At 65.6% G+C, this 8910-nt stretch carries 5 protein-coding genes; 2 read left to right on the top strand and 3 right to left on the bottom strand.

Annotated elements, in window-relative coordinates:
• A partial coding sequence (locus B0E46_RS17060) for a tetratricopeptide repeat protein (RefSeq protein ID WP_174567094.1) occupies positions 1-2309 on the bottom strand: 2309 nt, incomplete at its 3' end.
• A 4-nt stretch (positions 2310-2313) separates the two neighbouring features.
• Entirely contained in the window at positions 2314-4395 is a 2082-nt protein-coding gene (locus B0E46_RS17055; RefSeq protein ID WP_168171240.1) for a DUF3857 and transglutaminase domain-containing protein, read from the bottom strand.
• A gap of 287 nt (positions 4396-4682) precedes the next feature.
• Between B0E46_RS17055 and B0E46_RS17050 the strand changes: the two genes are divergently transcribed.
• Positions 4683-6833, top strand: coding sequence for an AsmA family protein (locus B0E46_RS17050; protein ID WP_077556906.1), 2151 nt, complete (start codon positions 4683-4685; stop codon positions 6831-6833).
• 124 nt (positions 6834-6957) lie between these two features.
• Positions 6958-7887, top strand: coding sequence for a DMT family transporter (locus tag B0E46_RS17045; protein WP_077556905.1), 930 nt, complete (start codon positions 6958-6960; stop codon positions 7885-7887).
• 15 nt (positions 7888-7902) lie between these two features.
• Here B0E46_RS17045 and B0E46_RS17040 read toward each other — a convergent pair whose 3' ends face one another.
• Positions 7903-8799 carry a LysR family transcriptional regulator gene (locus tag B0E46_RS17040; protein WP_139350610.1) on the bottom strand — a complete coding sequence of 299 codons (897 nt, stop codon included), beginning with the start codon at positions 8797-8799 and terminating at the stop codon, positions 7903-7905.
• Positions 8800-8910 lie beyond the last annotated feature (111 nt).

Here is an 8910-nt window from a genome sequence, read left to right as displayed (position 1 = left end):
GGTGGCGGTGGTGGCGGCGGGGGTGGCGGCCACGCCGACTTCGGTGCGGCAGACGTCTGACGCAGTCGATACAACGCAAGATGGTCACGCAATCGTTGCAGGTTCGGCGACTGCTCGCTCTCGATCCGGATCATGTCGGTCAGCGCACGCTGCTCGATCGCCAGCGCACGATCGAACTGTCCCTGCGCGGCATAGCACGCAGCGACCGTATCGCGACCAGCCGGATCAAGATCGGCACGCAGCTCCATCGAGCGCGCGTAGCTCATGCCGAGCGCAGGGTTGTGCAGCACCGGGTCGCGCGACGTGCACGACCACCATGCCAGATCGTTGATCGCGGCGAAATTGCCCTTCGCTGCCGCCTCACGCCACAGGGCCAAAGCGCCTGGCAGATCCTTGTGCCCACCGGCGCCGTCGACATAAACCTTGCCCAGTGCAGCCATCGCCTCGGCATCGTGGCTGGCTGCGGCCTGACGCAACCAGCGCAATCCTTCTGCCGGATCGCGCTGTGGATTGCCCGTGTTGGTCAGCAGCAGGCCAAGACGACTCTGTGAAGCGACATCGCCGTTTTTGGCATCGCCCGTCAACAGGGAGCGCGCCTCGACGAAATCCTTCGGCACATGGTCGCCGTCGGCCAGCAGTCCGGCCAGACGACGACGCGCCTCGGCGCCGTCCGGAGCGGCAGCAAGCGCGCGCAAATACTGCAGACCCTGCGCTGGCGTGCTGTCCAGGCCCTGGCCACCGATTATGTACAGATATGCCAGGTTCAGCGGTGCCTGCCTGTCCTGCACCAGGATGGCGCTCTGCAGCCAGCGCTCCGCCACGACCAGGTGATCCGGCGCCGTGTCGACAAACTGGTGCCAGTAGCCGAGGTATTTCATCGCTGCGGCATTGCCCTGCGTGGCGGCACGCCCGTACAAACCGAGCGCCTGCACCATGTCCAGCGGCTCGCCCCGCCCGAACCGGTAGGCATCGGCCAGATCCGCCTGGGCCACCGCCAGCCCTGCGTCGGCAGCCTTGTGCAACCAGCTCTGTGCCGCTGCGACGTGCCCCTGCTGACGCAGCACCAGCGAATAGAAATACTGTGCCTCGCGGTAACCGGCCGCGGCCGCGCGTTCCAGGGCGGCACGCTGGCCCGAATCCAGCGAACCGGTGTGTTCATGCCACTGGTGTGCGATCAGCAGCAGAAGCGCCGGCACGTCGTCGCCTGCCGCACGCTTCTGCAACCGCTGCCAGACCTCCGCATCGATCGAGCTGGCCCTCTTGTCGCTGACCAGGCTCTGTGCATACCAGCGCAAACCACGGCCATCGCCCAGCCGCGCATCGGCCGCCAGCAGCAGCTTCATGGCTGCATCCCGATCCGCCTTTACTCCGTTGCCGGTGGCGTAGGCGCGGGCGAGGAACAGCATGGACTGCGCGGAATGGTGTTCGGCCCAGGGCAACAAGGCATCGACAGCCTGACTGCCGCAGCCATGATCCGACCCGGCCAGGCACAGGTAGCCCAGCGCGTACGCGCCCAGGTAGTTGCCACGGCGCGACTCGTCCTGGTAACCGTTGATCACCGTGGCATCAACCGGCTTGAGATGCAGTTGGTAAGTCCGCAGTGCGCTGGCGGAATACGATTGCGGCTCTTTCGCAGCAACGAGCTTGAGCCACTGCAGTCCCAGGCTTTGCCGGGCAATCGGATAGCGCAGCTTGGGATCGCCGGACAGTTGCGCGACGCTGTCGGTCACGTCGAAACTCAGCCAGCGCTCGCGCTGCGCCCCCGCGTCCCACAGGGCCACATGCAGGGTCATCGGCGGCGCATTGGAGAATACGTCGTAATAGGCGTACAGCAGCTGCTGGCCCGAATGACGGATCAACGTGAATGCATCGGAACTGGTGCTGATGCGGATCGGCGTGTTTTCCTCGCCGAGCGGGCGGGCATCCAGACTCTGCTTCAGCAGTGCGGCCATCGCCTGCCCACGCTGCCCGGCCAGCGCATCGTCGCCGACGGCTGCGGCACAGCGATAGGCCACGTCCCACAGCACAAGAGAGACCGGATCGTCCCGCAAGGACTGCTGCAACGCCTGGTCGCGCTGACGGCACAGCCCGGCATCGACGGTGTCGCCATTGCCATACAGCTCGCTCGAAAGCTTGTTGGCAGCCTGCCATGCCTGCAGGTCGTGCCGCGCGAACATTCTCTGCCACAACGCCGCCACTGGCGTATCAAGCGGAGTGGCGGCCGCAACCGGCTGCCCTGCCGCACCGAGCGACCACGCTGATGCGACCAGCATGACGGCGAACGCGGCACGGACCCATGTCCGCGACATCGGCTCAACTCCCATGGGCATCGCTCTGCTCCATCACGCCGCGCAGCAGCTTGTCCAGCCGCTGGTCGCGATCCTGCGTGTCACCCGCGCCAGCTGGCGCCCGGAAGCTCAATCGCGTGAAGATCTGTTCGCGCGTCTTGCGCATCAGCTCGAAATGCGCCGGGAAGTCGGCTGCAGACACGTCTTCGGCCAGCCCGCTGTAGTGGTTGGCGAGCACGACATGGCTGCCGTCGATCTCGAGGCGGTGCTCGAACTTCATCGCCTTGTCCCCCCATTGCTGGGACACCGGCAGGTTGATCGGCGACCAGCCGCCAGGCACATCGAAGCGTATCGTCTGCTCCACCTCGACAGGCACGCCGATCGCGTACGGCGCGCTGCGTCTGGCCACCTGCGGCAGGTTCATCAAGCCGCCGATCGCATCGGCGTTCAGATCAATGGCACGGCCAGCGTGTTCCACCCAGGGGTCGGCAAGGTGATACTGCGCGGTGATGACCAGCGCCCCGGTATCGGCATTGTCGTGGATCGCCGGTGCAGCACCATCCAGTTCGCCGAAGCGACGACGGTAGTAGTCGGAATAGCTGCGCGCGAGCTCATCGACGGACTTGACCTGCAGCTGCTGCCGCATGCCCTCCGCGACACTGCCGCGGAATTCGCTGCGAAGCTCGAGCCGCACGCCGCGCCCCTGCGGATCGGGCACATAGTGCTCGTCGATGCGGATGTGGTCGACCGCGCTCGGTTGACGCTGGATATCCACCAGGTCGTGGCTGTCCGGCGACACCAGCAGGGCGGTGCCGAGCAGGTCACGCGACAGGCTGCGCACCGGGCCTCGCTGCTGGGTCTGGGTGGCGTCCAGCCACAACACGGTATCCGGCAGGCGCACCTGGACGATCACGTGGTCGAACGCGTTCGGACTGGCCGGCCAGTCGTGCACGCCACGGCTCTCGGCCGCCGAGACCATCGCCGGATAGGCCTCAATGCCCATCGCGCGAAGGATCGTAGCGAGCAGGCGGGCCTTGTCCTTGCAATCGCCGTAACGACGCTTCCAGGTTTCGGCGGGCTCGGCCGGGCGGTGCGAGCTCTCGCCCAGCTCGACGCCGAAGTAACGCACCTCCTCCTGCACGCTGCGCAAGGCTGCGGCAATCCGCTGATCCACGTCGGGCAAACCCTGCCACTGGCGAATCCGTTGCTGCAGGTCGGCCGGCAGCGGCTGGGGCGCCGGGTAGAGCTTGCGCGCCCATGCCGCCACGTCGCTCCAACTGCGCTTGACCGAAACATTGAGACTACCTGTCGGCGAGTACCAGCGCGGATAGGAGCCTTCGTTGTAGACCGCCGGAAGCTTCGCCAGGTCCAGCGATACCGACTCGCTGTCGCCCTGGCTAACCACGGTCGGTGCCGCCAGTCCCTTCGAGGTGCGCACGTCCAGCGGCAAGCCTGCGTCCCACCACACCCGTGCATGGCGCTCAAGGATCGGCTCGAACCAGTCGGAGAAGAATTTCTCGGCCTCCATGCCGCCCAGGATCGGATTGGAACCGCTGATCGTGTAGCTGATCCTCACCACATCGCCGGCACGCACGTCGTCCAGCACGATCAGCGCACTGACCTCACCGGTGGCCATGTCGCTGCTGTCGAAACTGCTTTCCCGCCGCGCCAGGGTCACCGTGTCCGGATTCAGGCGTTGCTGCCATGCGCCACCACGGCGCAACTCGACCCGGTGCAGGGTGAGCGTCTCGAAATCGGGATTGAAGTTGATCGCGAATTTGCCAGCTTCGCGCACCATCTCCTGGCTGACCGGCTCGTAGACCCTGTCGACATAGACATCGCGATGGCCGTGGCGCCGATCGATCTGCGTGTCCATCAGCCAGAAACGCCAACGCTCCCCGCTGGCACCCGGCGCATCCACCGGCCAGTGATCGGCCACCTTGCGCACCTGGACCCAGGCAGGCGCCGGCGCAACGTCGAAGTGATACCCACCACGCTGATAGCTCTTGCCGTACGACGGCGCCACCATCAGCAGTAACAGCATGCCCAGCCATGGCCACACGCGGCGTGCGCGGAAATGGCCGCGCACCGTTTCCCTGTCCTGCATGAATCCCCCGATTCCCGCCCAGCGCGGCTTCCGGATTAGAGCCGGGAAACCCCGGTTTAGACAAGCCCCGCAGCAACCTGCAGGCAAGCAGCGATGCCGCTGGCGTGGTTGCGCATGCCGTCGCTGGCGTCGCGGTCGGCGCCAACGCGACCGCGTCGAGAGATGATGCCGCCGGCATGAATCCCTGCTGAGCCGTTCGGGAGCTTCCACACATAACCTTGCCATGGGCTGCGCTATCAGTGCAGGTCAGAGCTCGCTATTGCAGGGCGTTGTGCGGGAAGCCACCGATGAAACGCAGCCGCAAGGCATTGAGCTGGATCGTGGGTACAGCATTGATGCTGATCTTCGTGGGGGTGATCGTCACCGCCACCTTTGACTGGAACCGGCTCAAGCCCTACCTCGACGAGAAAGTCAGCCAGGCCATAGGCCGCCCGTTCGCGATCCATGGCGATCTGAGCGTGGCATGGCAGCGCGAGCCGGCCGAGGGCGGACTGGCCGCACTGGTGCCATGGCCCGAATTCACCGCGCGCGATATCCAGATTGCCAATCCGTCCGGGGCAAGGCGGCCGCAGTTCGCGCATCTGGACGGCTTGCGTTTTCGTTTGTCGCCGCTGGGGCTGCTTGTGCATCGCATCAGCATTCCGTCAGTGCAACTGGTGCAGCCGAGTATCGACCTCGAACGCAACAGGCAGGGACAGGCCACGTGGGACTTCAGTCTGCCGCAGAGCAGTACACCATCGGCGTGGGCGCTCGACCTCGGCGCGATCGGTTTCGATCGTGGCCAGATCGCGCTGGACGATGCCGCCAGCCGGGTGAAGCTCCAGTTCAGCATCGAGCCCTTGCAGCAGGCGATCCCCTACGACCAGATTGTGGCCCAGGAATCGATTGATGCCCGCGCACAGGCCGGCAAGACGGCCGGCACGGCCGCAGGCAAGACGGTGACCAACGCCGGAAACAACGATACGGACAACGAAAACCATGCCGCCAGCGAGACCAGTTACCAGTTCGCATGGAAGGCCGACGGTACGTATCAAGGTGTACCAGCCAGCGGCAGCGGCCGGATCGGCGCGGTGCTGGCCTTGCAGCAGAACGGCCAGCCGTTTCCGGTGCAGGCCAAACTGCACATCGGCGACAGCCATATCGCCCTGGTCGGCACGCTGACCGATCCGGCGCATCTGGCGGCACTCGATCTCAGACTGTGGTTCACCGGTTCCAGCATGGCCAAGCTGTATCCGATCATCGGCGTCACCCTGCCCGATACCCCGCCGTATGCCACCGAGGGACGCCTCACCGCCGAACTCCACCGCAATGGCAGTCGCTACAGCTATCAACACTTCCGTGGCCGTGTCGGCGGCAGCGACCTGGCCGGCGATCTCGATTACACCACCGGCGGTGCGCGGCCGAAATTGAGCGGCAGCGTGAAATCGCAACTGCTGCAATTTGCCGATCTCGCGCCACTGATCGGGGCCGATTCCAACACCGAAAAGCAGCAACGCGGGGATGCCACCGTGCAACCCGCCGACAAGGTGCTGCCGGTCGAACCCTTCCGCACCGATCGCTGGCAAGCGATGGATGCGGACGTGCAGTTCAGCGCCGCACGCATCGTGCACGGGCCCGACCTGCCGATCGAGTCATTGAATACCCACTTGAGCATGACCGACGGTTTGCTGCAGCTGGATCCGCTGAACTTCGGCGTGGCCGGCGGCAGCATCCGCAGCGATATCCGCCTGGATGGTGGCAAATCGCCGATGCGGGGCACGCTGAAACTGAGCGCGCGTCATCTCAAGCTCAAGCAGCTGCTTCCGGAATTCGCGCCGATGCAGACCAGCTTCGGCGAGATCAATGGCGATGCGGATCTCGGCGTGCGCGGCAACTCGGTGGCCGCCCTACTGGCCCATGCCAATGGCGAGCTGAAGCTGCTGATGAACGACGGCGCGATCAGCAAGACCCTGCTGGAAACCGCCAGCCTCAATGTAGGCAACATCATCATCGGCAAGCTGTTCGGCGACAAGACGGTGAAGATCAACTGTGCCGCTTCGGATTTCACCGCCACCGACGGCCTGTTCGATGCACGGTTGTTCGTGTTCGATACGGAAGATGCCACCATCAATGTCAGTGGCACCGCCAACATGGCCAGCGAACGACTCGACCTCGATGTCACGCCCCACACCAAGGGTTTGCGCATCTTCTCGCTGCGCTCGCCGCTGTACGTCAAAGGAACGTTCAAGAATCCCGACGTCGGCGTGCAGAAAGGGCCGTTGCTGATCCGCGGCGCCGGCGCGGTCGCGCTCGGCGTGGTTGCTGCGCCCGCGGCCGCACTGCTCGCCCTGGTCGCGCCCAGCCACGACACCGGCAACGACGACACCTGCCGCATCGTGCTGCAGCAGCTGCGCAGCTCCAGGAAGATGATGCCTCCCGCCAAGCGCAAAGCCGGATGACCTGTAGGAGTACCCTGCGTGCGATGCTCTGGGCTCGATCAGCCTCGGAGCGTCGCGCACAGGGTGCGCCTGCACACGAGGCGGCCGGCGCTAGAATGCGGGTACTCCCCCGCGCGAACTCCCCATGCAACCCGTCAACCAGGCCCGTCTGCAGATTCACTTCTGCGTGTTGCTGTGGGGCTTCACCGCCATTCTCGGCAAATTGATCACGCTGCCGGCGTTGCCGCTGGTGTGGTGGCGCATGTTGCTGGTGGTGGCATCGCTGTTGCTGATGCCGAAGGTCTGGCGCGGCTTGCGCGCGATGCCGGCCCGGCTGATCTGGGCGTATGCCGGCATCGGCGTGCTGGTGTCGCTGCACTGGCTGACTTTCTATGCGGCGATCAAGCTGTCTAACGCCTCGGTCGGCGCCACCTGCATCGCGCTGGGGCCGGTGTTCCTCGCCTTCATCGAACCGTGGATCGCCAAGCGCAGGTTCGATCCGCGCGAGCTGATGATCGGCGTAGCGGTGGTGCCGGGCGTGATGATGGTGGTCGGCGGCGTGCCGCACGGCATGCGCCTGGGCATCGCGGTGGGCGTGCTGTCGGCGCTGTTCGTGGCGCTGTTCGGCTCGCTCAACAAGCGGCTGGTCGAGCACGGCGATCCGCTGACGGTGACCTGCATCGAGTTGGGCACCGGCACGCTCTTCCTCACCGCGCTGGCGCCGCTGTTGCCGCATACCGGGCCGGCCTTCGTGCTGCCGGGCCTGCACGATGCATTGCTGCTGCTGGCGCTGTCGTTCGGCTGCACCTTGCTGCCGTTCACGCTGGCCTTGGTGGCGCTGCGTCACATGAGCGCGTTCGGTACACAGATGGTGACCAATCTTGAGCCGGTCTATGCGATCGTGCTGGCGATCGTGCTGCTTGGCGAGCAGCATGAACTGGACCGTTGGTTCTACGCCGGCGTGGCGGTGATCCTCGCGGCGGTGTTCGCGCATCCGCTGCTGAATCGCACGCGGCGCGGCACGAAGCAGCCCGAACTGCTAGGCACCACCGAGAGCCACAGCATCGTCGACTGACCACGGCCCGCCGGCTCACACACCCGCGAGCAGCCCGCGTAGATGCTCGATGAAACTGCGCACCTTCGCTGGCGGCTGTCGCCCCGGATAGACCGCGTGAATGCCGCCCTCGGGCAACCGGTATTGCGCCAGCAACGCCACCAGTCGTCCGGCGCGGACATCTTCCTCGGCCAGATAATCCGGCAGCACCGCCACGCCGGCACCGGCCAGCACCATCGCGCGCACCGCGGCGGCGTTGTTGGCCTGGGCCACCGGCTTCATGCGCACGGTTCGCCGGGTGCCACCGCTGTTGACAAAGGTCCAGCGCAGCGGCGTCGCCAGCACCGACATCGCAATCCAGCCGTGCGTCGCCAGCTGCTCCGGACGACGCGGCGTACCGTGCGCCGCCAGATAAGCCGGCGTGGCCACCACCATCTGGCGAAAACTGCCCAGGCGGGTGGCATGCAGGCTGGAGTCGCGCAGCCAGCCCACGCGTATCGCCAGGTCGAAACGCTCAGCAATCAGGTCGTTGATCCGGTCGCCGATCACCAGGTCGACCTGCACCTGCGGATGCGACTGGCAGAAGCTCGCCAGTGCCGGCGCTACCACCGCCATGCCGTAGTCGGTCGAGGTGGTGAGGCGCAGCGTGCCGCTGGGCGTATCGCGATTGCCACCCACCCGCGCAATCGCCGCCTCGGCATCGGCGAGCAGGCGCACGCAATCGGCATGGAAGACCGCGCCGGCCTCGGTCAACGACATGCGCCTGGTACTGCGCAGCAGCAGCGTGGTGCCCAACTCCTGTTCCAGCCGCGCCAGATGCTGGCTGACCATCGCCTTGGTCAGCCCCAGCTGCTCGGCCGCCGCCGTGAACGAGCCGGCACGCACCAGCGCCACGAACACCGCGAGCCGGTTGAGATTGACTTCATTTGCCACGGGATCACCACTGTCAACTATGGATTTACAGTGAATTATGCATTGGGCGATTTATCAAACCAATCATGGCGCGCATGCTTTGCTCCATCAGCCGCCGACCATCCACTGCGC

Origin of the sequence: Rhodanobacter sp. B04, assembly GCF_002001125.1 — a bacterium.
GTDB lineage: Bacteria > Pseudomonadota > Gammaproteobacteria > Xanthomonadales > Rhodanobacteraceae > Rhodanobacter.
This window is presented reverse-complemented; position numbering and strand designations above follow the sequence as displayed.